Genomic DNA, 22,648 nt, shown 5'->3' on the forward strand with positions numbered 1-22,648 from the left:
GCGTCGGCGGGAGGTTTGTGATGATTGGAAAGCTCGGTGATTTTCTCCGGCGTGAGGTGGGTGAAGGCGAAGGTCGCGACTTCGCTGAGCAGCTTGTCGCGCAGTCCATTCAGTCCCTCGAAATGCTGGAAGAGCAGGACGAGTTTCTCGATGTGCGCGAGGGAGAGCCGGTCATCGGCTCGGTAAAACGGATGCGCGACGGCGTGCGTGAGATTTTCCGCGGCGAGATATTTTTGCAGGTCGAAAACGTTGTCCCGCACCGCCTGGATCTCGCGGTGCTGCGCCTCGGTGATGCCCCACACCAGGAGATGCACTTCGCAACGGTCGTCCGGAAAACGGGTGCTGACCTGTTCGCTGATGAAAACGCCCGCCCGCCCGGCGATTTCGAGGCAGCCTTCAATGCGGTTGTGATCGGTGAAGGTGACGAGATCCATCCCGCGCTCGCGCAGCTTCTCGTATTGCCGTCCGGGCTCCGAGTAGCTGTCGGGAAGACCGGCGCGGCGGAAGAGCCATTCCGGGGCGCGGTCGCTGAAACGGGAGTGCAGGTGGAGATCGGCTTTCATGGGATTGGAAAGCGAAACTGAGGAGCGATCGTGGAGATGGCGTGGCGCGGAGGCGTCACGTTCCACCTGCACTTTCACTTCTCACTTTGCCCAGCCAAGCGAGATAGGTGAGTGCCTGGCGGTCGGCAAGAGCACGCATGATGAGTTCACGTATTTGTTGCCAAACCTTCGGATGCCGCCGGTCGACAGGATGGATGGAAATACGCATTAAAGGATTCGGGACGAGCCGCTTAAAGAGCAGGGCGTTCCAAGCGAGGCTCATTTGCCGGCGCCATGCGCTGCGGACACTCCAGACGAGGGATTGCGAGGGAAAGGTGCGGCCGGTGCGGAAGTCCAGGACATGGGCCAGCCGGGTGGTGTATTCGCAGTGCAGACCGCGCAGCGCGGTTTCGGCTTCTGCACCGAGCAGCCACGCAGGCGCGATAAAGCCGGCTGGGATGAGGCCGAGTTGGGAGAATTCCGCGCGCGCTTTCGTGACCAACTCGGTCGTGGCCGCGCCGCCGAGGTCGTAAAACTCGCCTTCATCCGCGGTGTAGAAACGCGTGGTGAGTTTGGTGCTCCATTTTTCACCGTCCCGTCGCGGCCGCTGATGATGATAGCCGTGGATGACGACCTCGTGCCCATTGGTGGCCTGCTCGCGCAACCACGCGCCGAACGCGGGATCCGCCAGCATGTGTCCCTTGTGGTGATGATCCGGGATGACGAGCAGGGAAGTGCGCGCCACGCCGAGCGCACGCAGTTCCTCGAGAATCGCCGCGCATTCCACATGGGTGAGAGGCGAGACGTCGTGCAGCGACACGACCAGCGAGCGATGGGGCGTCGTCATCATAGGCGCGAAGCGTTCCCTACCGGACCTGGGCCTGCCGCGGGACCGGAGACGTGCGTGACGCCGGGATGTGTCATACAAAGATTAGCCCTTGCATAAGTATATCGGAATAGTAGAGAAATAGCGCAGCAGGAACGATCCTTGTGCTCGTGCCCAGCCTCCCACCAGTTCGAACTGGAGGTCAACGCTCATGGCGACCGATTTACCGCAAGCGCGGACGGGGTCGCGACTTATTTGCCTTCATGTCCCGTATTTCGATCCACACTTCTCCGCACACTGCTCACCCCGCTTCTCGTCCAGCCACCGCTCCGGCGGATTCCGCTCTCACCGTCGAGGAAATCCTCGCCCCGCTGCACGCCGCGGCGCGCGATTCCTTGAGCCTCGTCGCCAGCCGGCAGCCTCTTCAATTGCGCGAGGCCAGCGTCGACGTCTCGAAATTTCTCGTCCTCGGCCAGCGCGGGAGCGGCCAGCCTATCCGGCTCGGGCTCTTCGCCGGTTTTGAGGCGGGTAATCTCGAAACGGTCCAAGCCCTCGCGCGGCTGTTGCTCCTGCTCAAGGAGAGCACACACTCGAGCCGCGATTTCGCGCTCTTCGGATATCCGGTGGTCAACGTGCGCGGCTTCACGGCGGATGCCGCGCCGCTGGCGGATTTCGAGGCCCGCTTTGCCCGCGATTCAGCGGAAGCCGACGTGCAGTTCTTCAAACACCAACTGCACAAGTGGAGATTCAACGGCCTGATCTCGCTGCGCACCGATTCTTCCGCGCGCGGCTTTTACGCGGCCGTGCACAGTGAACTCATCGCCTCGGAGGTCGTTGAACCCGCTCTGGCAGCCGCGGCCGCGGCCTTGCCGCTCGCCACGCAGGCGGTGAAAGTACGCCCCGGCGATCGCTATGCGCGCACGGCGGATTATGCGACGGGCCGTTTCAGCCCGCCGGCGGACGTGCGGCCCTATCCGTTCGAGATCGAACTGTATTCGCCGCGCGGGCCGGTCACCGAGGACCACACCAACGGTCTCTTCGTGGCGCTGACCGAAATCCTGCGACTCTATCGCACCTTCATCGCGCACAAGCAGGATCTGTAAATCCGGGTTTGGTCGGGCAGCGGCGGTCGCATTTGGCCGCCGCTGCTATCGTTTTTGCGAGAGTAACTGGAAATCGACGGGGCGAGCTGGCGGGAGTCGACATGGGTAAAAATTATATCACGGAGTTCGTTTTGTTCTGTTCGATCAGAGTAACCAAGGCCGCTTTCTGCGGCGGCAAGAGTGGAAAGTACGTAAAAGTGCCGGGGAACATGCCTTTGGTGGCATCGAGCCTGCTAATGTCACACAAGCGATTTACAACGCCAATGGTCCCGAAACATCCCATCATCTTTCTGCTCGAGGACTGCCCCACCACGGGGTTGCTCATCGAGCGTGCGGTGATGCATGAGATGCCGAACGTGCGCCTTCTCTGGGCGCTTAGCGTGGAGGAAGCCAAGGCGCGAGCTGAGGGGTTGCTGATCGATCTCTTCATCGTCGATATCAACCTGCCCGATGGGAATGGGCTCGATTTCATGTGGAAAATGGCGGTCGAACATCCCTCGGCCCGGGCCATCGTCATGACCTCCTCGCCGCTGCCGGAACACGCGGCGCTCACGGCGGCGCTCGGCGCACTGCATTTTCTCGAAAAGCCGCTGCACATCCCGACCTTCATTGATCAATTGCGGTCCGCGCTCGACCTGGTCTCGATCGATGATGGGAAAGGGGACTTCCACGCGATCCTGAAGAATGTGACTCCCTCGGACATTCTCCAACTCAAGTGCCTCACGAATGCCACCACGGTCGTGGAGTTTGTCTCCGAGCAACACGTTGGCCGCGTGCGTTTCGAGGATGGCGAGATCGTCGATGCTTCCGCGGGAGCACTGCAGGGAGTCGAAGCGGTTTACGAAATCATCGGTTGGAAACGGGGCCAGGTCATCGAGCATCCGTGCGTCGGCTTTGCCAGGCGCACGATCGAGTGCTCGTGGGAAAGCCTGCTCATGGATGCCGCGCAACGTCTCGACGAGCGGCGCTCGGCGGCGGCCTAAGCGGCTGTTCAACGCGGCTTGTTTGCTGAGGCCGACAAACGTCGTGACGGCAAGCGGGGAAGGCAGGCAGAATTCGCCATGCTTCCCCCGCGCTCTTTGTTGCCGAAAATGGATCGTCGCTGCTTTCTCGCCACCGGCGTCGGTGCGTGGCTGACGCGGAGTTGGCTTCGAGGGGCTGAGCCGGAGCCGGTGGTTTTGCCCGACGACCATCAGGCGGCCGTGCGGCAACGTCGGCGGCGCATCGTGATGCAATACGATGCGAACGACGTGGTGATGAGCTATTGGAAGCTCCACCCCGACGGTCGCGCTGCGTTTGAGCCATTTCGCGAGGCGCTCTTTGCCTATGTGGACGAGCCGGGCAGCCAGGTCGATGCGATCTGGTGGGACATCGAGGGCAGTCCGTTGGGATCAGCCTATCCCAGCAAAGTGTTACTGCCGGTGGATGATCCGCTCGTCCGGCAATGGCTGGACGCGGGAATCGATTGGGTAGAGCAATTGGTCGCCGAGACGCGCCGGCGCAAGCGGGAGGTCTTTTGGAATCATCGCATTTGCGAAGTGGAGTTCGTGCCGGGAGTCGGCCATTCGAAGACGCCGCATCCGCTCAAGGTCCAGCATCCCGATTGGGTCGTGGCGGCCGATTGGTGGCCGCACGGGACGTGGAATCTGGCGGCGGAAGGGTTGCGCGCCTACAAGGTCGCCATCCTGCGCGAGTTGACCACGCGTTATGATTTCGATGGGTTGCAGATCGACTTCTCGCGTCACATTCCCTGCCTGCCGGTGGGACGGCAATGGGAACTGCGGGAGAGCGTCACGGAATTCCTGCGCGAGGTGCGGCGGATGACCTTGGAAGTGGCGGCGCAGCGTGGCCGGCCGTTGTTGCTCGCGGCCAAGGTGCCACAAACGATCGATGGCTGCCACGCGGATGGTTTTGACGTGCGCGCGTGGGCGGAGCAGCGTCTGGTGGATATCCTCACCCTCGGTTCCCGCACCATGGACGTGGATGTCGAAGGGGTGCGCGCGGCGGTGGGGAAGGACGTGCAGTTGCAGCCCTGCTTTGACGATCATCACGCGACGGATGGCTATCGCCATGGGCCGATCGAGTTTCTTCGCGGGGTCTTTGCCAACCACTGGCAGCGCGGAGCAAACAGCGTGGTGACTTTCAATTGGTCGATCGGCACACCCGAGGTCTGTCGTGCGATGGGCAGTGAGGTGGCGCCGCTTGCCCAGGGCGAAGCCTATCGGGAAGTGGGCGATCTGGCCACGATGGCCGGCAAGGACAAGTTCTTCGCCGTGGAACGTCGGGGTGGCTATCCGTGGGCGCAAGGGTTCTTCAATCGCAACGACACCGCGCCGCTGCCGAAGCGGCTGGAGCAAGGGGAAACGCCGGTGCGGTTTACGGTGCATATCGCGGATACGCCTGCGTCGAAGTCCAGCCTCCTCCTCCGCTGCGTCCTGTTTCAGGCCGAGGAGAACGATTCCTTCGTGGCCCGTTTGAATGGAGTGAATCTGTCTCTGATCACGCGGGATCCGGAATGGAAGGACGCACAGATCTTCTCACCCAAGCCGCAACCGAACTCGGGAGGAGCCGGCGAATATCGAATCAATCCGCAGCAGAAGCTCCTGCGGCTGGATTTCGCGGTTCCCGTCGAAGCCTGGAAGCAGGGCGCCAATGTGGCGGAGGTGCAACTCGCGAGCCGCAAGCCGGAGTCAGGAAAAACCGGCGTGCAACTCGAGAAGCTCGAGGCGCACTTGCACTACGGGTGACGTTATAGCCGGCCTCAGCTCAGTGAAGCCGAAGCGGGTTCATTGAACCCGGCGATAGCGCTTCAGCGCAGATTCTCGAGCGCGCTTTGGTAGGCGGTGGCGACTTCGCCGGGGCCGGAGACGCTCATTTTGAGATCCTGCATGAGGCCGTCCTGCAAAGCGTAGGTCCAGCCGTGGACGTTCAACGCCTGGCCGCGTTCCCAGGCATCCTGGACGATCGTGGTCTGGCAGACATTCACGACCTGTTCGATGACGTTGAGTTCGCAGAGGAGATCGGCGCGGCCTTCTTCCGCATGAGCGTCGATGAGGACGCTGTGCTTGAGGCGGATGTCCTGAATGTGGCGCAGCCAGTTGTCGATGAGGCCAAGGCGGCGATTGGCCAGCGCGGCGGCGACACCGCCACAGCCGTAATGGCCGACGACGAGCACGTGCTCGACCTTCAGGACTTCGACCGCAAATTGCAGGACGGAGAGGCAGTTCAGGTCGGAATGGACGACCACGTTGGCCACGTTGCGATGCACGAAGATTTCCCCGGGAACGAGGCCGAGGATTTGATTGGCCGGAACGCGGCTATCCGCGCAGCCGATCCAGAGGTATTTCGGCTCCTGGGCCTTGGCGAGGCGTTGGAAGAATTCAGGGTCCTCTTGCTTGAGCTGGTCGGCCCAGGCGCGGTTGCGTTTCAGTAGGTCGGTAGGATCGGACATGAGCGCGGAGGATGTAACGTACGGAAGGCTGAACATCCAAGGGGGAAAGGGAGAACATCCAACATCCAATGGCAGAGTTCGCCTGTGCAGACGCTTGCGCCATTGGATGTTGGGTGTTGGGTGTAAAAAAAAACCGCCACCCGGAAATCCGAGTGGCGGTCTGTTGAGTTTTTGCTGAAGTGGGTGCTTAGCTGTTCACCGGGGCCGCGGGAGCGGCGGCGGCGGCTTCACCGCGCTCTTTCATCGCGGCTTTGCGCGAGAGCTTCACGCGGCCTTTTTCGTCGACGCCGATGCACTTGACCCAGATGACATCGCCCATCTTGACGACGTCTTCGACCCGGTTCACGCGGAAGTCAGCCAGTTCGCTGATGTGGACCATGCCATCCTTGCCGGGCAGCACTTCCACGAAGCAACCGAATTCCTTAATCGTGACCACGCGGCCCTGATACATCTCGCCGACGGAGATCTCCTTGGTCATGCCTTCGATGATCTGCTTCGCGCGCAGGAGCGAATCGCCATTGTTCGAGTAGATGTGCACGGAGCCGTCGTCCTCGATGTTAATCTCGGCGCCGGTCTCGGCGACGATGCCCTTGATGGTCTTGCCACCAGGCCCGATGATGAGGCCGATCTTGTCGGGATTGATGCGGATGGTCTCGATGCGCGGAGCGTACTTGCTGAGCTCGGTGCGCGGCTGGGAGAGGGCGCTGTCCATCACGTCGAGCACCCTCATGCGGGCGTCGCGCGTGCGGTAGATCGCTTCCTCCATCATCTTGAGCGGGATGCCGGGGAGCTTGAGGTCGAGCTGGAAGCCGGTCACGCCATCGCGGGTGCCGCAGAGCTTCCAGTCCATGTCGCCGAAGTGATCTTCGCTGCCGATGATGTCGGTGAGCATGGTGTAGCGGTCGAGCTGGCCGTCCGCGCGGAACTCGGTGACGAGACCGCAGGAGATACCGGCCACGCTCTTCTTGAGCGGCACGCCGGCGTCGAGCAGGGCGAGCACGCCCGAGCAGACGGAAGCCATCGAGGTGGAACCGTTCGATTCCATGACCTCGCTGCTCACGCGGATGGCATACGGGAACTTGGTCACGTCGGGAATGACCGGCTCGACGCTGCGCTCGGCGAGCGCACCGTGGCCGATTTCGCGGCGACCGGGCGAACCGGTGCGGCCGGTTTCACCGACGGAGAAGGGCGGGAAGTTGTAGTGCAGGATGAAACGCTTGGTCGTCTCGCCGCCGGTGTAGCCGTCGAGCTCCTGGGCTTCGTCGGCGGGCGCGAGAGTCGCGAGAGCGACCGCCTGCGTCTCACCACGCTGGAAGAGTGCGGAACCGTGGGAACGCGGGAGCAGGCCGACTTCGGCGCTGAGGTCGCGGATCTGGTCGAGGCCGCGTCCGTCGCAGCGGGTCTGCTTGTCGAGAATGGAAACGCGGAAGGCTTTCTTCTGCAGGTAGTCGAAGGCCTGGCTGATCTCGAACTTCGTCGCTTCGGGATACTTGGCGATGATCGCGGCGCTGACTTCGTCCTTGAGCGCGGCGATGGCCTTTTGGCGGGCGACTTTGCTCTTGTTGTAGATGGCGGCTTCGATGCGATCGCCGGCGACTGCGTAGGCGACTTCCATCAGTTCGTCCTTCACGGTGAAGAGTGCGGCCTGACGCTTCGCCTTGCCCACCTTCTGGGCGAGTTCCTGCTGCAGCGCCACGATCTTGCTCACTTCAGTTTGAGCGAAGTGGAGAGCGGCGATGAACTGTTCTTCCGGGACTTCGTCGCCGGCGCCTTCGATCATGATCACGTCCGTGGCATTGCCCACGTAGACGAGGTCGAGATCGCTGTCGGCCATCTGGGAGTGAGTCGGGTTGGCGATGAACTGGCCGTTGACGCGGCCCACGCGCACGGCGCCCACCGGTCCGGCGAACGGAATGTCGCTGACCATCAGGGCGGCGCTGGCGCCGTTGATGAAAAGGATGTCGGGATCGACTTCACCGTCCGCGCTCAGGAGCACGCCGATGATCTGGGTGTCGTAGAGGTAACCCTTGGGGAAGAGCGGACGCAGCGGGCGGTCCGTCATACGGCAGGTGAGGATTTCTTTTTCCGAAGGACGGCCCTCGCGCTTGAAATAGCCGCCGGGGAATTTGCCGACCGCCGCGGCCTTTTCGCGGTAGTCGACGGTGAGTGGGAAGAAGTCCTGGCCTTCCTTGACCGTGGTGGCCGAAACGGCCGAGATGAAGACGATGGTTTCACCACTTCGGACGGTGACGGCACCGTCGGCGAGTTTTGCGAGCTTGCCGGTCTCGATGGTGATGGGGTGGGCGCCGATGTGCGCCGTGACGTTATGGATACTCATTGCGTTTTGCGTATGGCATCCGACACCGCATTCCCGGAAATCTCTGGTGTCCCTGCGGCGGTCTTACTCTTAATCTTACTCTTAATCTTAATCCCCTGCTTACCAAGGGATTAAGATTAAGATTAGGATTAAGATTAAGAGAACGGCGGAGGAGAGAACTCAGTTGAGATACGGTGCCGGGGGAGCCTTTTTTTATTTGTGGTTAATTCGTCCGGCCCTATTGCCGGGCGAAAGGGGTTAAAAAATGAAAGGGTGGAAAGAGTTCGCCCGCGAATCTGAGTCGCGGGCGAACGTTTCCGAAAATCCGTATGGCTACTTGCGCAAGCCGAGTTTCTCGATGGCCGTCTTGTAACGGTCCGGCGAGGTGCGCTTGAGATACTCGAGCAACTTGCGGCGGCGGGCGACGAGCAAGAGCAGGCCGCGGCGGGAAGAATGGTCTTTGACGTGCGTCTTGAAGTGCTCGGTGAGCTGGTTGATGCGCTGGGTCAGCAACGCGATCTGCACATCGGCGCTGCCGGTGTCTTTTTCGTGCAATTGCAGCGCCTTGATGTCCTTGGTATCAGTCATATCAATCAAATTCTTTAATGTAGGGCCGCGCAGTATGGGGGAGATTTTCGTCTTGGCAAGTGGAACTTTTCATTTTGCGTGTGGCGCTTCAAATGGGCGGATCTGGACGGGCGCCTCGATCTTTAGGTTCAGGCCCAGTTTTCGGCCGAAATTCTGCAGGTTCGTCCCCAGGTTTTCCCGGGTACGCCCGCGCAGAAGATGTTCAGCTTCAGCCTTTTCCGTGTCAACGCCGCGGCGGATGTCGTCGAAGTAGGCGGCGAGGTTGGCGCCGTCGCCTTTTCCATCCGCATGCAGGAAGTAGTAAGTGAGCAGGGCGGCGGAATTGTAATAAGGATAGGCCGATTGCGCGGCCACCCCGGCGTTCCATTGGTCGCCATCCAGGGTCATGAGTTGGGCGGGCGGGATCAACTGGAGGTCCCGCTGATTGGGGTTCGTGCGCCACTTCAGGACGTAATCGTGCATGGCGGCATCGAGGCCCTCGAAGGAGTAGCGGCCCCGGGTGTAGGGCGTCGCGGCCAGGCACTCGCTCAACCCTTCCTTGAGCCACATGGGGAGGAAGGGTTGCCAACGGCCGAGGATTTGGTGTGTGACCTCGTGCTTGAGGACGAAGAGGTTGCGCTGGAAATCGAGTCCCAGGCCGTTGGTGCCGGGCTTGATCCCGAGATTGGGCAGCAGGATGAGCATCTGCCGGGTGAAGGGATTGTAGGTGCCGCCGCTGCCACCATTGCCTCCGGCGTGTCCGTAATCGTTGGCATTGGAAAGCATGAGCACGGAGTATTTGCGCGACTCGTGCCCGAGATGGAGCCCGAGCGGGATGGCGATGAGCGCCTTACGCGTGGCCTCGAAGACCGCAACGATCTCCCGCACCACGGCGACGGGCAGCTTGAGGTCAGATTCGATGATGAAATGGGCGCTTTCGTAAGTGTAGTGCGAGGTGGCCGCATCATCGCCGGTCATCTGCACATCGATACTCTCCGCCGCGGCCGCGGTCGGCCACGGGGCGAGTCGTTCGGGATTGACGAGCGGCGCCTTCGGGTTCGCCTTGCGCCAGTCCTGGACGTAGGCGGCGTCTTCGGCGCTCATGAGGGTAAAGGGGATGACGGTTTTACCTCGGCCCGGTACCTGCAGCGTGGCGCGGAGGCCATCGGCGGCGATGATCTCGGCTTGGAAAGGAGCGACGCCGTGGAGGGTCCATTGGTGGAGGTCCTCGGCGTGGAGAGGAAGGAGGAAGAAAAACATCCAACTTCCAACACCCAACACCCAACCTCCAATGGACCGCCGCTTTGCCGCTCCAGAAAGCGCGCCGCCTCGGTGATTGGATGTTGGATGTTGAGTGTTGGACGTTGGATGTTCTGCCTTTCCCCCTCTGGATGTTCTGCCTTTCCTCACCCGCAACGAACGCCCGTTTTCCATCTAAAAGTGCGGGTAGTAAGCCAGGTAGCTCGTCCCTTCCAATTCCTCCACGCGCATCCGGCGATTGCGGACGTTCTCGCCCCAGCTCTCGCTGAAAATGACTTCGCGCCGCTTTTCGTTGTAGCCATTCACTACGGATGCGTGGGCAAAGCCGTCCTTCGTCGGCCAGAGCTTTTGGTCGTTGAGATCGGGCTTCGGTAGCTCGAGCGCCGGATTGGCGGCGAAGTTCCGGGCGAAAGTCGTGTGCAGGTAATCGCGCTCCTGGCTCCAGCGACGAAAGACGATGACCGGCAGCCCGGCATCGAGGCTCTGCTTGGCCTTCATAAAATCGAACTTCGTCGTCTTCGGTAGATGCAATTCGGCGGTCTCGCCCGCGGCGTCGTAGGTCTCCTTGATCTTCGACCGCACCGTACTGCCGAAGTGGATGCCTGCCGCGGCTGCGTAATCCTCCGTGTCGAGCCCGACCCCGAGATACCGCATGACCATGGCCAGGGTGGAGACACCGCAATAGGCCCGATCGCCCTGCGGGATGACGGGCACGGTCTCGATGAGCCGATCGCCATCCGGCAACGCATGCACTTCCCCGACGAAGGCCTTCGCCGCCTGATCGCGTTTCAAGGCGCGCCGCTCCGGACTCAGCAGTTGGGCGGCGATTTCTTCATTGGGGAAGATGCTGACCTTCACCAGTTGATCCTGGTCGAGCGTGAGCCGCGAGGCTAGGTCGCCTTGGTGGAAGACTCGGGCAGGATGCTTGAGCAGGCCGAGGCCGATCGTCACTTCCTTGCCCTTGTTGCCGGCCAGTTGCTCCAGGCCTTGCGCCACCGCCATGGAGACTTGCTTATAGAGCGTGATGAAAGTGGGGCCTTTGGTTTGCGCTACGGTGCGCGCTTCGGCGTCGGGCACGTAGCCAAACCACGCCCCGGAATCGAGGAAGGTGATGGTGATCGAGGTCAGCTTTCCATTGTCGAACCAGCCCTGAATCGCCTCCGGTTGGACGCCGAAGATTTGCGGGTTGCCCTTGTAGCGCAGGCACACGCGAGTTTGTCCGGAGGGCGGCCTCGACCACAGGGCGAGGAATTCCGGCGAGGTCCATGTGGCGCTCTTGGTGAGCGCATCGACGATCGGCGCCGGCGTCTCCTCGGCTCGCGCCACGACCAGAGCCAGGCAACCCAGGATGGCCAGCGGGCTGCGGCGCAGGAGACGACGCATGAGGGCAGGCTCAGGCACGGGTAAACTCCGCCACGACTTCATGCGCCGCGCCGGAACGCAGCGTGATCGTCACGCCCTTGTATTTAAAAACGGTGGTGTCGCCGGCTTTCGTCCCGGCGTTTCCGGTGAAGGCCCGCACATTGGCCGCGACCCGGCTCAGCAGATTGCCGGTACTTTTTTCCTTGGGGCGAAAGACAACGCGAAAACTCTGCACCTGCCCGTCCTGCTGCCGCGCGGTGATTTCATCCGCCGCAATGCCGAAGACCGCGACCGGATCGCCGAGCGTGAGCGTGTCGCCCTGCGTCTTCCAGTTTCCCTTGAGCGAACTGGTTGCGCCCCAGGAGCCCGGATCGGTGGCGAGTTGCTCGAAGGTGAGGTTCGTGCCGACGACCAGCACGGGTGATTGAATCGTCTGCGGGATGCCAAGAGCAGACAGACTGGGCAACCCGAGGGCGACGCCGAGAGCGAGGAGCGTTTTCATAGTCTGGATGGGGTAAATGGGCTGACGTCGACGAACCGCTGGCTCGCGAATTTGAGAGCCAAACCCGGGTCCTTCTCTGATCCGAAAATGGGCCGTCCGCAAGAGGAAAACGGGGCGTATTCCCGCCTCGGGACATTTCCCCAGACGCTTTGGCACCAAGCATGCTTTTTTCACCGGTATGCTCACTTTCGCCTATCAAGCCCGCGACGCTTCCGGAAAGACCGTTTCCGGCGTGCAGGAAGCGCTCAACGAAGACAATGCCATCAATACGTTGATGTCCCGCGGCCTGATGGTGCTCTCGCTCCAACAGAAGGCTGGCGGCAAGGCGGGCGCGCCCCGGGGCAAGATCACCGAGACGGATCTCGTGCTCTTCACCCGCCAGCTCGCCACGATGGTGGACGCCGGTCTCCCGCTCGTCGCCGGTCTGACCGCGCTGTACGAGCAGGCCGATCCGAAGCGCCAGGCGGGCCTGCGCCGCATCATCGGTGAGGTCAGCGCGCTCGTGCAACAGGGCGACTCTTTCTTCGAAGCCATTTCCAAGCACCCCAGCGTCTTCAATCGTCTTTATGTGAGCATGGTGAAGGCGGGTGAATCCGGCGGTTTGCTCGCGGAGATTCTCGATCGTCTCGCCACCTTCCTCGAATCCGCGGCCCGCTTGAAGAAAAAGGTGAAGTCGGCCATGACCTATCCGGTCATCGTGCTCTGCATCGCGCTCTGTATCACCACCTTCCTCATCGTGAAGGTCGTGCCGGTCTTCGGTGAAATCTTCGCCGACTTTGGTGCGAATCTCCCGGCCCCGACCCAATTCCTGCTCGATCTCTCGTCCTTCATCCGCGGCAACTGGTACTGGATCGCCGGCGGCATCGGTGGTGCGATCTTCGGGGTGCGCGCTTTCCTCAAGACGGAGCGCGGCCGCCAACTCTGGGATACCTACAAGCTCAAGCTGCCGGTCTTCGGCCCGCTGGTGCACAAGATTTGCATGACCCGCTTCGCCCGCACCTTCGCCCAGCTCATCCGCGCCGGTGTGCCGATCCTCGAGGTTATGTCCATCGTCGGTGATACTTCCGGCAACTACGTCGTCGAAGAGTCGATCAAGAAGGTCTCGGCCGACATCGAGAGGGGCGATCACCTCGCCAGTTCGCTGGCCCGCGAGAAGATTTTCCCGCCCATGCTCGTCCGTATGGTGGGCGCCGGTGAACAGACCGGCAAGATCGACGCCATGCTCGAGAAGATGGCCGACTTCTGGGACGAAGAAATCGAGGCGATTCTCAATGCGCTCACCTCCCTCATCGAGCCGCTCCTCATCGTTGTCCTCGGTGTGATCGTCGGCGGCATCGTCATCGCGATGTTCCTCCCGATCTTCAAGCTGAACGACGTCGTCTCCTCGGCGAAGGGGTAAGAAAAGAAATCAAGCCACCGGCTTCGGAAGCGTCAGCGCCAGCCCGAGGAGGAGCACTCCGTAAACGACGCCACCGATGGCGGCGAGACGCCAGCGCTTTTCCGCGGCGGTGACCCAATTGATCTGGTCACGCAGTGTATAGGGAGTACCGACCCAGAACATCGCGAAAACGATCCACACATAGACCAGCACCCGCAAAAATTGCGCCGACGGTTCCGGACGCAGGAAGGCGGATTCCAGAAGGGGCTCCGCCGCCAGCAACACAACCATCCCAAGAGCCCGCACCGCGAGGAATTCATCGACGTATTTCCACGTCAATACCCAGGCAATCGGCGTGGCGATGAGCACCGTCGGTCGCCAGTTGGAGAACTCGCCGAGATCCATCTTGGCCACGAGGAAAAAGAACCAGACCGCGGCCACGCTCGCCAGCGCGATGCCCCACTTTTTCGAGCGGGGGAAAGTGCGTAACCAGCTTTTCGCGGCGGCAGATTTGAAGAGCGCCAGTCCGTGTGCGACGATGAGCCACACACCGACCAGAATAAAGGCGGTCTCCAACTTGAGGGAATAAATCATGAAAGGAGAGGTCAAGACAACCGGCATTCCTCCGCTCGCTCAAGCGAAAATATCGATGGAACCTCAGGGAATCGCCTTCGCTCGCACCGGTGGGGTATATGGCTGTTTAACAAGATAGCCATCGCATTCGTTTGGTGGATACACGTTTGAGAGTCCACTTTTCCCGGCGATGCGTAGAATGAAGCGATGCCCGTTCACACTCTCCACCGCACGCAGATTGTGCCGGCCAGCCTGGAGGCCTGCTGGAGCTTTTTCTCCGACCCGCGAAATCTCGAAAGGATCACGCCGCCATCGCTGGACTTCGATGTTCGCAGCGAAGTGCCCGCGAAAATCTATCCGGGCCTGATGATCTCCTACCGGGTCCGGCCACTTTTTCACATTCCGGTGTCGTGGCTGACGGAGATCACCCACGTGGAAGAACCGCATCGGTTCGTCGACGAACAACGCGTCGGCCCCTATGCGATCTGGCATCACGAACATTTTTTCACCGCGCTCGATGGCTGCCGCACGGAAATCCGCGATCTCGTGCACTACGCGCTGCCCTTCGGTTGGCTCGGCGAACTCGCGCACGCCCCGCTGGTCGCCCCGCAACTCGAACGCATCTTCGCCTTCCGCCACCAGGCCGTCGCTGAAATCTTCGGCTAAACCGCTTTAACGCCTCCGGCACCGGGCCAGCAGCAACAACGAGGAAGCCGCCAGGAGAGCGGCGCTGCCCGGTTCCGGCACGACGTTGCTCACCACCTGGACATTATCGAGGTTGAATTGCACGGGCGAGGTCACGAAGCCGTCGCCAAAGGCGATCTCATCGAAGGTCGTGCGGATATTCGTGGTGCTTGCATTGGTCTGCACCGTGGTCGTGCCATCCAGTACCATGCTGAGCTTGATACTCGTGGCGGAAAGAAGGGTGATGGTGAACGAGGCGGTGTGAATGAGGTCGTCGTTGATGGCGACGCCGCTGGTCGTCGCGTTGATGACCGCGCGATCCGTTCCGCCGAGAATCGGGGCGGTGCCGCCCGCTTCGTTGTAGAAAGTGTTGCCGCCCGCAGGCGCGGTGGTTCCGACGCCGTTCTGGATGTAGTACCCCAGGTCATCGTCCGCGGTGGTTCCATGGTTATCGCCGGTCAGCACTGTGCCATTGGAGGACTCGATGCCGAAACGGAATCCCGCGCTATTTGCCGAGGCCGTGGCCACGTTCAAATAACGGAAGGAGAAATTCAGGGTGATGAAATCGTTGGGATTTACCAGGGTGACCGCAGTGGGCAGCAGACCAATGATCTCCTCGCCCGCGGAGCCGGTCGTGCTGTCATTGTTATTGAGGACCAGCGAGCCAAAGGTGGGATCGGAAACAATGCCGGGGCTGTAACTGGCGCCGGTAGAATTGTGCGTATAGAAAACAATACCGTCGGTTCCTCCCGTCGTGACGGTTCGATTTCCCGTGGGATGATCGCCGAGCTCAAAGGTATCGCTGGCAATCGTGGTTTGCCCACGGCCCGGCACGGACGTGAGCAAAAAGGCCGCACTGCAGATACCGCAAAGAAAATAAGGAAACGGGATTCTCGAACAAGCCATGGGGGAGCCCAAATAAAGGCGCATCCGTCCGCGCCTTCAAGCCGTTTTCACCGAGCCGGGCAGGACGAATGTCTGGCCGATTTCCGTGAGCGCGATCCGGTCCGGCGCGTTCTGCAGTGCACGGGTGAAACGCTGGATCGGTTCCTCCATCGGCTCCCAGCTCAGCTTGAATGTCTGGTGATGAATGGGCATGAGGTAACGCGCCTGGGCTTCATCGGCCATGGCCACGGCTTCCTCCGGCGTGCAGTGCGCATGAATCCACGGTTGATAGGCGCCGATCGGGACGCAGAGCAGATCGATCGGCCCACGCGAGGCGAGGTGATGCGCGGGCGTGCGGGCAGTGTCGCCCGTGTGCCCGAGTCGCTTGCCGCCGCGCTCGAAGAGGTAGCTGTTGTAGCCGCGATAGTTGTCGTACTGCATTCGCGCGCCCCAGTGGCGGAGCTGAAATGCGCTCACGGTGATGCCGCCATGCACCGTCTCGATCTCGCAGGATTGGCTCCAGTCGAGCTCGACGACTTTGCGAAAGCGAATCCCGCGAAAGATATCCGCCGTTTGTCGCGCCGTGACGACGACGGCATCGCGCGAAACCTTGCGCAGGGTGCGGAGATCGAGATGATCGAAGTGCGCGTGGGTGAGCAGCACGAGGTCGATGCGCGGGAGGTCATGGGGTTTCAGCGCGCTGTCGATGTAGCGCTTCGGGCCGACGGTGAGGGGAGGTACGCGAATGCCGCAGCGGTCGAAAAGGACGGGATCGATGAGGATGTTCACGCCGAGAAAGTTAATGAGCACGGTGGCGTGGCCGAGCCAGGAGGCGGTTACGGAATCGTCGTGCCAGTCGAGCGGGCGTGGGCGATGAGGTGCGGGCAGGATGGCGCGCTGGCTGTCTTGCACCATCATGGTCAGGAAACGGAATCGGCTCACCAGGCAGAGAAAATCGGAGCGGAGCGTGAAACGCATCATTTTTCTCCGCGCCCGGGGGAAGAAATGGCGAAGCGTGGCACTCCATTTGCGACCAGACGCGTAGTCACCAAGCCGCCTTTGCCCCCGAGGGATGAAACGGGAAACACCCACCAAGATCAAATCCAAGCCGACCCACGGAGAACTGCTCATCTCCGAAGAGCAGCGCTATCGCGGCATCTTTTTGCATGCGATCGAAGGCATTTTCCAGACGACGCCCCAAGGCCGCTATCTGGAGGCCAATCCCGCGCTGGCGCGCATCTATGGGTACGCGTCGCCGGAGGAGTTGCAGGAGCAATTGCGGGACATCGGCCGCCAGCTCTATGTGCAGGCCGGGCGGCGCACGGAGTTTCTCGAGATTATGGAGCGGGAGGGCAAGGTCACGAATTTTGAATCCCAAATCCGCCGCAAAGACAGCAGCATCATTTGGATTTCGGAGAATGCGGTGGCGGTGCGCGATGACGTCGGGCGGCTGCTGTATTACGAAGGCTTCGTCGTCGACGTAACGGCGCGCCACGAAGCGGAGACCACGCTCAAGCGGACGCGCGACGAGTTGCAGCAGAGCCTCGTCGAATTGCGCACCACCCAGCAGACCGTGGTGCAACAGGAACGCTTGCGCGCGCTCGGCGAAATGGTGACGGGCGTGGCTCATGACTTCAACAACGCGCTCTCCATGATTCTCGGCTACGCCGAGTTGCTCCAGCACGAGTGCCGCAAGCATGTCGCGGCTGACAAATTCGTGGACTACGCGCACACGATTGTTACGGCGTCACTGGACGCCGCGGAGATCGTCAACCGGCTGCGCGAATTCCATCGGCCCACGGAGCCGGGCGAATCGCGGGAGCCGCTGCCCTTCAATGCCATCGTCGAGCAGGCCGTGACCTTCACCCGGCCGCGCTGGTCCGCGGAAACGATCGCGCGCGGGATGCCGATCGAGGTCATGATGGAGCTCTCGCCGATCCCGCCGCTCCGCGGCAATGCGCCGGAGTTGCGCGAGATGCTGACGAATCTCATCTTCAACGCGGTCGACGCCATGCCGCAGGGCGGCCGGATCCTGCTGCGCACGCGCGCGGTGGGGGCCCGCATCGAACTCGCCGTCGTGGACACCGGCACGGGGATGACGGAGGAAGTGCGCCGCCGTTGCCTCGAGCCGTTCTTTACCACCAAAGGGGATCGCGGTTCCGGGCTCGGGCTGTCGATGGTCTACGGCATCGTCGAGCGGCACGAAGGAACAGTGACGATCGAAAGCACCTTGGGGCGGGGGACGACTTTCACTTTCTCTTTCCCGAGCGATACCAGCGTCGCTGCTGCCGAACAGCCGTCAGTCGCTCTTTTGAAATCGCGGCCGCTACGGGTGTTGGTGGCGGATGATCAACCCATCCAATGCGAGCTGATCTCCGATGCCTTGCAACGCGACTGGCACAAAGTGGACGTGGCGAGCAACGGCCGCGAAGCACTGCGGCTCTTCGAGAAGCGCGAATACGATCTCTTGATCACCGACAAAGTGATGCCGGAGATGAACGGCGATCAACTCGCCGTCGCCGTGAAGTCGCGCGAACCCGCCACCCGGGTGATCATGCTTACCGGCTACGGCGTGTCGGATGATCCTGAGGATCAATCGGAGTTTGTCGACCTCACCGTGGGTAAGCCGGTCTCGCTGTTGGAACTGCGCGCGGCGATCGCGAAGTTGATGGCGTGATCCGGCCTAGCGCCCGACTTCGTCGCGAATCTTCTTCACGAATTGATCCACCGCCTTGGTGTCGTTCCCCACATTGCGCAGCGGGAGCAGCCGCTCGTCGAGATGCGGATAGCTCGCTGGATTGGCGAGCTGTTCCGGCGTGAGCAGTTTCCGCGCGGCGAGATTGGGATTCGTGTACGGGTATTCTTTGCTGATCAACACGCTCACCTCGGGCTCCAGGCAGTAGTTGATGAAATCCTCGGCAATGCCTTTGTGTGGTGCACCGGCAGGAATCGCGAGGCTATCGAGAAACATGTGCGCGCCTTCCCTTGGGTAGGACGTATTGGAATTGGTGATCCTTCTGCCAGAGCAAGCGCCGCCTCGCCACTCCACACGATGCCGATGACAGCGCGGCCATCGAGCAGCGCGGTGTGCGGGCTGTCGGAATCGAACACGCTGATTTGCGGCAGCCACTTCCGCAACACGGGCTCCGTGCGCGCGAGCGAGGCATCGTCGATTTGCGTGATCGGCATCCCTAGCGAGGCCAGCGCCCAGGCCACCATTTCGCGCTGATCGTTCACCGCCACGATTTTCCCGCGATACTTTCCCGAGAAGACGTCCGCCCACGTGTGAATCGGCTCCTGCACCGCGTTCGTGTTGACCACGATCCCCACCGTCCCCGACATCCACGGCACGCTGTATTTTTCCTCCGGATCATGCGGCAGCCTGCGAAATTGAGGGTCGATGTTTTGCAGATTCGGAATGCGCGCCGCATCGAGTGACTCGAGGCCACTGCCGTGAATCAGCGTCTCCACATAGGCCTGGCTCGGCTGCACGAGATCGTAGTGGTGCGGCTTGTCGCGCAACATCGCCAGCATCTGCTCGTTGGAATTGTAATTCTCCATCACTACGCGCACGCCAGTCTGTTTGGTAAAACTTGCCGTTACCGAAGTGGGCACATACTCCGTCCAACAGAGGAGATTGAGCACCTTTTCCGTCGGTTCCGCGGCGCGACAGGCCGGCAGGGCGAGCGACGACAGGAGCAGGAGAAAGGTCCGCCGGCGCATGCTAAGGCTTTCGTCCTTCGTCGACTTCGAAGTATTCCATCATCGTTTGAATGTCGCCGCGGTCGGCGAAGCCACTTTGTGTCTTGAGCACTTCGAGCCGCGGAGTCGCAAAATCGTTCCAGCCGAGTTTTTTGATGAATTGATTCCAGACCAGCCGGTCCACGTCGTTGAGGGAGCGACCTTTCGCGTGGCACCAGTTCAGGACTTCTTCATCGCTGCCACCCTCGAGCACGCGGTGCGTCAGGGTTTCGTAGTCGACGTGCAAAAAGCCGACGCACCAGTGGTCGGCGCCTTTTCCCAGATTGCCGTGAAAATCCTCGCGCAATTCACCACGGGCGTGCAGGCGGATTTTGTCGAGCATGCGGGCGAAATAGAGCAGGCCGTCGACCTGATCATAAGCGCTGCGGGGGACGGAAGGGGCAGTCATGTGGGGCGGGCGCAGCATTACGCACCTCCACGAAATCGCGAAATACTTTTCGGTGAAAAACGTGGCGGCAAAAATTTCTTCAGAGAGCCACAGACAAAAACCGTGGCCGGTGTCGCTTTCCCCTGCGAAACTACAATGCCCCTCGCGTGGATCCCCAACTGCCCTCTGAACCCTGGCGTACCTGGCTCGAAGCCGGCGCGCGTCGTTTTCTGCTCTTCGCTCGCGACCAGACCCGGAGCGAGGCGGATGCGCGCGACGTCCTGCAGGAAGCGCTCTTCGAAAGCTGGCGGCGCCACGGCCACGCGCCGCCGCCCGAGGCGCTCGTCTTCGCCACCATTCGGCGCCGTGCCATCGATCTCGCCCGCCGCGAACAACGCCGGGAACGGCGTGAGCTCGCCGCGCCGGAGTGGTTCGGCACTCAATCGGAGGAGCCCGGCCTCGACGCCGAGCTGGAGCACGCGGTGAAAGCGTTGCCGCCTCATCTGCGCGAAGTCGTGGTGCTGAAAATTTGGAGCGCGCTCACTTTTCAACAAATTGCCGATACCCTCGGCATGCCTTTGAATACCGCGGCGTCGCGCTATCGCTACGCCCTCGAACACCTGCGCGAGTCGCTCAAGGAGCTGCGCCCATGAGCGATGAACTCGAGCGCCGTCTCGCCGCGTTGCGTCCCGCCGAGCTGCCGGCTGATTTGCAAACACGCCTCGCCACTCCGCCGCCGGCGCGTGGAAAAATCCGCTGGCTGTGGGTCGCCGCGCCCCTGGCTGCCGCCGCGGTGTGGATGCTGATGCCGGCACTGCCGCATTTGCCCGTGTCCGCGCGGCCAAAGTTGCAGGCGGCGCAGCCGTCCGATTTTCACGTCTACCTGCCCATCCGCAAGACGAGTACGTTGGTCAATGTCGAGGACCTCGCCGTCATCGACACGGAACCCACGCACCCGATCCGGCTCGTCCGCGCGACCTGGATTGATGACGTGACCTATGCCGGCGACGATGGCCATTCGACCATCAGCCACCGCACGCCGCGCGCCCAGATCATCCCCATCACTCTCGAAACCTACTAACCGCTCCATCGCATGAAATCGTCCCTGCTCCTTCCTGCCCTCGCCGTCCTCAGCACGGCGGCCATCGCTGCCGATCCCGACTCCCAGCCAGCCAGGCCGGACGTCGCGCCCTCCGTCACGGGCAAGGCCACGATCGTCATCGATGTGAACGGGAAAAAGGAAACGCGCGAAATCGATCTCGGTAAACCCGGCCTGGCGCCGAAGGGCGCGGGAGACGGCGTGGAGTTCACGAAAACCGCGCCGGCGCCGCAGCGCACGTGGCTGGGGGTGGCCACGGAAGAGCCGTCTGATGATGTGCGCGCGCAGCTTCCCGTGGCCGATGGCACGGGGCTGCTCGTGCGCAGCGTCATCGCGGATAGCCCGGCAGCAAAGGCCGGGCTGGAACAGAACGATGTGCTGGTCCGCTTCGACGACCAGATCCTCGCGAATTCCGATCAACTGCGCAAACTTGTGGGCACGAAAAAGGACGGCGATGTGGTGCATTTCACCTACCTGCGCAAAGGGCACGAGGCGACCTTGGAGGTGAAGCTCGGGACCCATGCCGAGGATATTACCCTGTCCGGCGGCGTCCTGAGTTTTGGCCAGATCATCGGCAAGAGCGTCGTCGGCGAGATTCAGGACAAGCTAAAGCCGCTAGTCCTGAGTCTGAACCGCGATGGGAAAGGGGATCAGATCTACGTCTTACACGACTCGGCCAAGGCGGAGGTCGAGAGCAATGAGCAATGGCGGCGTCTCTTCCACAATGGCCTGCAGGTCGATGTCACCGAGGCGATGAAGCAATTGGACAAAGCCCTGCGCGACGCGCATGTCGACGAGAAGACCATCCTGCAAACGGAGAAAGCCGTGGGCGAAGCCATGGCTGGCGTCCAGAAAGCGATTAGCGACGCTGACGCCGCGAAAGGCAGCATCCAGCGGGAATTGCAGAAAGCAGTCGAAGAAGCCCGGCGAGCCGCGGAACAGGCCACCCGTGCCGCCGAAGAAGCCGCGCGCAAGAGTCAATCCGCGCCGCCCGCCGAAAAGCCGCAGTAGAGCGCGCGTAAATAGCAGAGCCTGGAGGGCACCGCGCCGTCGGTGCCGGGAACGCTCTATCCTGCCACCACGACCTCGGTCTTCACCGAATTGGCGATATAACATTCCTCATGGGAACGATGGTGCAGCTTGTCGATTTCCTCCGCCGTTGGCTGCTTCTCGCCGCTCCACACGATCTGCGGATGCAGCGTCACCTTGCTCACCCAGGAAGAGCCGCGCTCGTTTTTGGCCATCACGCCCGCCGCCTCATCCCGATAGCTCTCCACGAGAAACCCCGCCTTCCCTGCCAGCCAGAGAAACGTGAGCATGTGGCAGCTCGAGAGTGACGCCACGTAGGCTTCTTCCGGATCGATATTCGCCGGATTTGACCACGGCGTGGGCACGACCTGCGGCGACGGCGAAGCCGGCACCGTCAACCCGCCGTCAAACACCCACGTATGCTCCCGCGTATAGCGCCCCCTTGAGAAAGTCGGCGCCGTTCACGTTCTTCCAATCGATAGTCGCTTTGTATTCGTGCATAGGGCGGGAACCTACATCAGAGCGGTTTAAACTGTAGCCGCTTCTGACATTCTCGCGCCTAGCGGCAGCGCCCTATCCCAAGGGTGGGGAACGCTCGCCGCCCGTTCCCTACCGGATATGGACGGCGCTCGCGCTAGAATCACGACAGCCACAACGACGACACTTTTATTTTAAACGGTCACTTACTGCACTGACCAGGCGGGCAGTTCGCCTTCGATTTCTTCGATGGGAATTCGCTCTCCCCATGTCACCTCATCCAAGCCTTGTCGCACTGCTGCCAAAAACTCGATCTTCTGCGCGATTTCATGAAGTGAAACATTGTCGGGAAGACGCTCCAAAAGGTCTCGGACGATTTCTTTTCCACTCATCGTTGCAGTGTGCCTGCGGTCGGTTTGAATTCAAACCGGATTCTTCCGGCGGCTTCCGGTACTCTGGGGAAA

Annotated in this window: 24 protein-coding genes and 1 pseudogene; 10 read left to right on the top strand and 15 right to left on the bottom strand. The window is 61.5% G+C overall.

The window, feature by feature from the left end:
• Positions 1–20: 20 nt before the first annotated feature.
• Entirely contained in the window at positions 21–584 is a 564-nt protein-coding gene (locus tag CFE428DRAFT_RS17160) for a hypothetical protein (RefSeq protein ID WP_006980875.1), read from the top strand.
• A 34-nt stretch (positions 585–618) separates the two neighbouring features.
• Here CFE428DRAFT_RS17160 and CFE428DRAFT_RS17165 read toward each other — a convergent pair whose 3' ends face one another.
• Positions 619–1,392: a polysaccharide deacetylase family protein gene (locus CFE428DRAFT_RS17165; protein WP_006980876.1), complete on the bottom strand. Its 774-nt coding sequence runs from the start codon at positions 1,390–1,392 to the stop codon at positions 619–621.
• Between the two features lie 239 nt (positions 1,393–1,631).
• Here CFE428DRAFT_RS17165 and CFE428DRAFT_RS17170 point away from each other — a divergent pair, with 239 nt between their 5' ends.
• From CFE428DRAFT_RS17170 to CFE428DRAFT_RS17180, 3 genes are all read left to right on the top strand, one after another.
• Complete coding sequence (locus CFE428DRAFT_RS17170; protein WP_006980877.1) at positions 1,632–2,471, top strand: hypothetical protein; 840 nt, start codon at positions 1,632–1,634, stop codon at positions 2,469–2,471.
• Between the two features lie 263 nt (positions 2,472–2,734).
• Positions 2,735–3,454: a response regulator gene (locus CFE428DRAFT_RS17175; RefSeq protein WP_042725200.1), complete on the top strand. Its 720-nt coding sequence runs from the start codon at positions 2,735–2,737 to the stop codon at positions 3,452–3,454.
• Between the two features lie 78 nt (positions 3,455–3,532).
• A complete protein-coding gene (locus CFE428DRAFT_RS17180) occupies positions 3,533–5,218 on the top strand; it encodes a glycoside hydrolase family protein (protein WP_165920083.1) in 1,686 nt (561 codons plus the stop codon).
• Positions 5,219–5,280: 62 nt separating this feature from the next.
• On the opposite strand, the gene can is transcribed toward CFE428DRAFT_RS17180, so the two are convergent.
• The 6 genes from can to CFE428DRAFT_RS17210 form a co-directional block, all read right to left on the bottom strand.
• Positions 5,281–5,922: a carbonate dehydratase gene (gene can / locus CFE428DRAFT_RS17185; RefSeq protein ID WP_042725201.1), complete on the bottom strand. Its 642-nt coding sequence runs from the start codon at positions 5,920–5,922 to the stop codon at positions 5,281–5,283.
• A 187-nt stretch (positions 5,923–6,109) separates the two neighbouring features.
• Positions 6,110–8,260, bottom strand: coding sequence for a polyribonucleotide nucleotidyltransferase (locus CFE428DRAFT_RS17190; protein WP_006980881.1), 2,151 nt, complete (start codon positions 8,258–8,260; stop codon positions 6,110–6,112).
• Between the two features lie 312 nt (positions 8,261–8,572).
• Complete coding sequence (rpsO, locus tag CFE428DRAFT_RS17195) at positions 8,573–8,827, bottom strand: 30S ribosomal protein S15 (RefSeq protein ID WP_006980883.1); 255 nt, start codon at positions 8,825–8,827, stop codon at positions 8,573–8,575.
• A 69-nt stretch (positions 8,828–8,896) separates the two neighbouring features.
• On the bottom strand, positions 8,897–10,066 hold the full coding sequence (locus CFE428DRAFT_RS17200; RefSeq protein WP_006980884.1) for a hypothetical protein: 1,170 nt from the start codon (positions 10,064–10,066) through the stop codon (positions 8,897–8,899).
• A gap of 174 nt (positions 10,067–10,240) precedes the next feature.
• The gene (locus tag CFE428DRAFT_RS17205; RefSeq protein WP_157447555.1) at positions 10,241–11,467 is read right to left on the bottom strand and encodes a C39 family peptidase; all 1,227 of its coding nucleotides are present in this window, start codon (positions 11,465–11,467) and stop codon (positions 10,241–10,243) included.
• Entirely contained in the window at positions 11,460–11,930 is a 471-nt protein-coding gene (locus tag CFE428DRAFT_RS17210) for a hypothetical protein (protein ID WP_006980886.1), read from the bottom strand. The genes CFE428DRAFT_RS17205 and CFE428DRAFT_RS17210 overlap by 8 nt, the downstream gene beginning before the upstream one ends.
• A gap of 178 nt (positions 11,931–12,108) precedes the next feature.
• On the opposite strand from CFE428DRAFT_RS17210, the gene CFE428DRAFT_RS17215 reads away from it, so the two are divergent.
• On the top strand, positions 12,109–13,329 hold the full coding sequence (locus CFE428DRAFT_RS17215; RefSeq protein WP_006980887.1) for a type II secretion system F family protein: 1,221 nt from the start codon (positions 12,109–12,111) through the stop codon (positions 13,327–13,329).
• A 9-nt stretch (positions 13,330–13,338) separates the two neighbouring features.
• On the opposite strand, the gene CFE428DRAFT_RS17220 is transcribed toward CFE428DRAFT_RS17215, so the two are convergent.
• The gene (locus CFE428DRAFT_RS17220) at positions 13,339–13,902 is read right to left on the bottom strand and encodes a hypothetical protein (RefSeq protein WP_006980888.1); all 564 of its coding nucleotides are present in this window, start codon (positions 13,900–13,902) and stop codon (positions 13,339–13,341) included.
• A gap of 186 nt (positions 13,903–14,088) precedes the next feature.
• On the opposite strand from CFE428DRAFT_RS17220, the gene CFE428DRAFT_RS17225 reads away from it, so the two are divergent.
• A complete protein-coding gene (locus tag CFE428DRAFT_RS17225; protein ID WP_006980889.1) occupies positions 14,089–14,547 on the top strand; it encodes an SRPBCC family protein in 459 nt (152 codons plus the stop codon).
• Between the two features lie 6 nt (positions 14,548–14,553).
• On the opposite strand, the gene CFE428DRAFT_RS17230 is transcribed toward CFE428DRAFT_RS17225, so the two are convergent.
• On the bottom strand, positions 14,554–15,411 hold the full coding sequence (locus CFE428DRAFT_RS17230) for a PEP-CTERM sorting domain-containing protein (protein WP_042725203.1): 858 nt from the start codon (positions 15,409–15,411) through the stop codon (positions 14,554–14,556).
• A gap of 96 nt (positions 15,412–15,507) precedes the next feature.
• The gene (locus CFE428DRAFT_RS17235; RefSeq protein ID WP_157447556.1) at positions 15,508–16,392 is read right to left on the bottom strand and encodes an MBL fold metallo-hydrolase; all 885 of its coding nucleotides are present in this window, start codon (positions 16,390–16,392) and stop codon (positions 15,508–15,510) included.
• 130 nt (positions 16,393–16,522) lie between these two features.
• Here CFE428DRAFT_RS17235 and CFE428DRAFT_RS17240 point away from each other — a divergent pair, with 130 nt between their 5' ends.
• The gene (locus tag CFE428DRAFT_RS17240; protein ID WP_006980892.1) at positions 16,523–18,127 is read left to right on the top strand and encodes an ATP-binding protein; all 1,605 of its coding nucleotides are present in this window, start codon (positions 16,523–16,525) and stop codon (positions 18,125–18,127) included.
• Between the two features lie 6 nt (positions 18,128–18,133).
• Here the strand turns inward: CFE428DRAFT_RS17240 and CFE428DRAFT_RS36665 are convergent, their stop codons facing one another.
• From CFE428DRAFT_RS36665 to CFE428DRAFT_RS17250, 3 genes are read right to left on the bottom strand one after another with little or no spacing between them, the layout of a single operon-like run.
• On the bottom strand, positions 18,134–18,334 hold the full coding sequence (locus CFE428DRAFT_RS36665; protein ID WP_006980893.1) for a hypothetical protein: 201 nt from the start codon (positions 18,332–18,334) through the stop codon (positions 18,134–18,136).
• Complete coding sequence (locus tag CFE428DRAFT_RS17245) at positions 18,331–19,173, bottom strand: polyamine ABC transporter substrate-binding protein (protein ID WP_006980894.1); 843 nt, start codon at positions 19,171–19,173, stop codon at positions 18,331–18,333. The genes CFE428DRAFT_RS36665 and CFE428DRAFT_RS17245 overlap by 4 nt, the downstream gene beginning before the upstream one ends.
• Before the next feature lies 1 nt (position 19,174).
• Positions 19,175–19,600, bottom strand: a complete 426-nt coding sequence (locus CFE428DRAFT_RS17250) for a DUF5069 domain-containing protein (RefSeq protein ID WP_042725204.1) — start codon at positions 19,598–19,600, stop codon at positions 19,175–19,177.
• 146 nt (positions 19,601–19,746) lie between these two features.
• Between CFE428DRAFT_RS17250 and CFE428DRAFT_RS17255 the strand changes: the two genes are divergently transcribed.
• The 3 genes from CFE428DRAFT_RS17255 to CFE428DRAFT_RS17265 are packed head-to-tail and all read left to right on the top strand — an operon-like array spanning position 19,747 to position 21,689.
• Positions 19,747–20,232 carry an RNA polymerase sigma factor gene (locus tag CFE428DRAFT_RS17255; protein WP_006980896.1) on the top strand — a complete coding sequence of 162 codons (486 nt, stop codon included), beginning with the start codon at positions 19,747–19,749 and terminating at the stop codon, positions 20,230–20,232.
• Positions 20,229–20,660, top strand: coding sequence for a hypothetical protein (locus tag CFE428DRAFT_RS17260; protein WP_006980897.1), 432 nt, complete (start codon positions 20,229–20,231; stop codon positions 20,658–20,660). The genes CFE428DRAFT_RS17255 and CFE428DRAFT_RS17260 overlap by 4 nt, the downstream gene beginning before the upstream one ends.
• Positions 20,661–20,672: 12 nt before the next feature.
• The gene (locus CFE428DRAFT_RS17265) at positions 20,673–21,689 is read left to right on the top strand and encodes a S1C family serine protease (protein WP_006980898.1); all 1,017 of its coding nucleotides are present in this window, start codon (positions 20,673–20,675) and stop codon (positions 21,687–21,689) included.
• 56 nt (positions 21,690–21,745) lie between these two features.
• On the opposite strand, the pseudogene CFE428DRAFT_RS17270 reads toward CFE428DRAFT_RS17265, so the two are convergent.
• A pseudogene (locus tag CFE428DRAFT_RS17270) lies at positions 21,746–22,208 on the bottom strand (OsmC family protein).
• A gap of 182 nt (positions 22,209–22,390) precedes the next feature.
• Complete coding sequence (locus CFE428DRAFT_RS17275; RefSeq protein ID WP_042725205.1) at positions 22,391–22,576, bottom strand: hypothetical protein; 186 nt, start codon at positions 22,574–22,576, stop codon at positions 22,391–22,393.
• Positions 22,577–22,648 lie beyond the last annotated feature (72 nt).

It is taken from the genome of Chthoniobacter flavus Ellin428 (genome assembly GCF_000173075.1).
In the GTDB taxonomy this organism is placed as follows: Bacteria; Verrucomicrobiota; Verrucomicrobiia; order Chthoniobacterales; family Chthoniobacteraceae; genus Chthoniobacter; species Chthoniobacter flavus.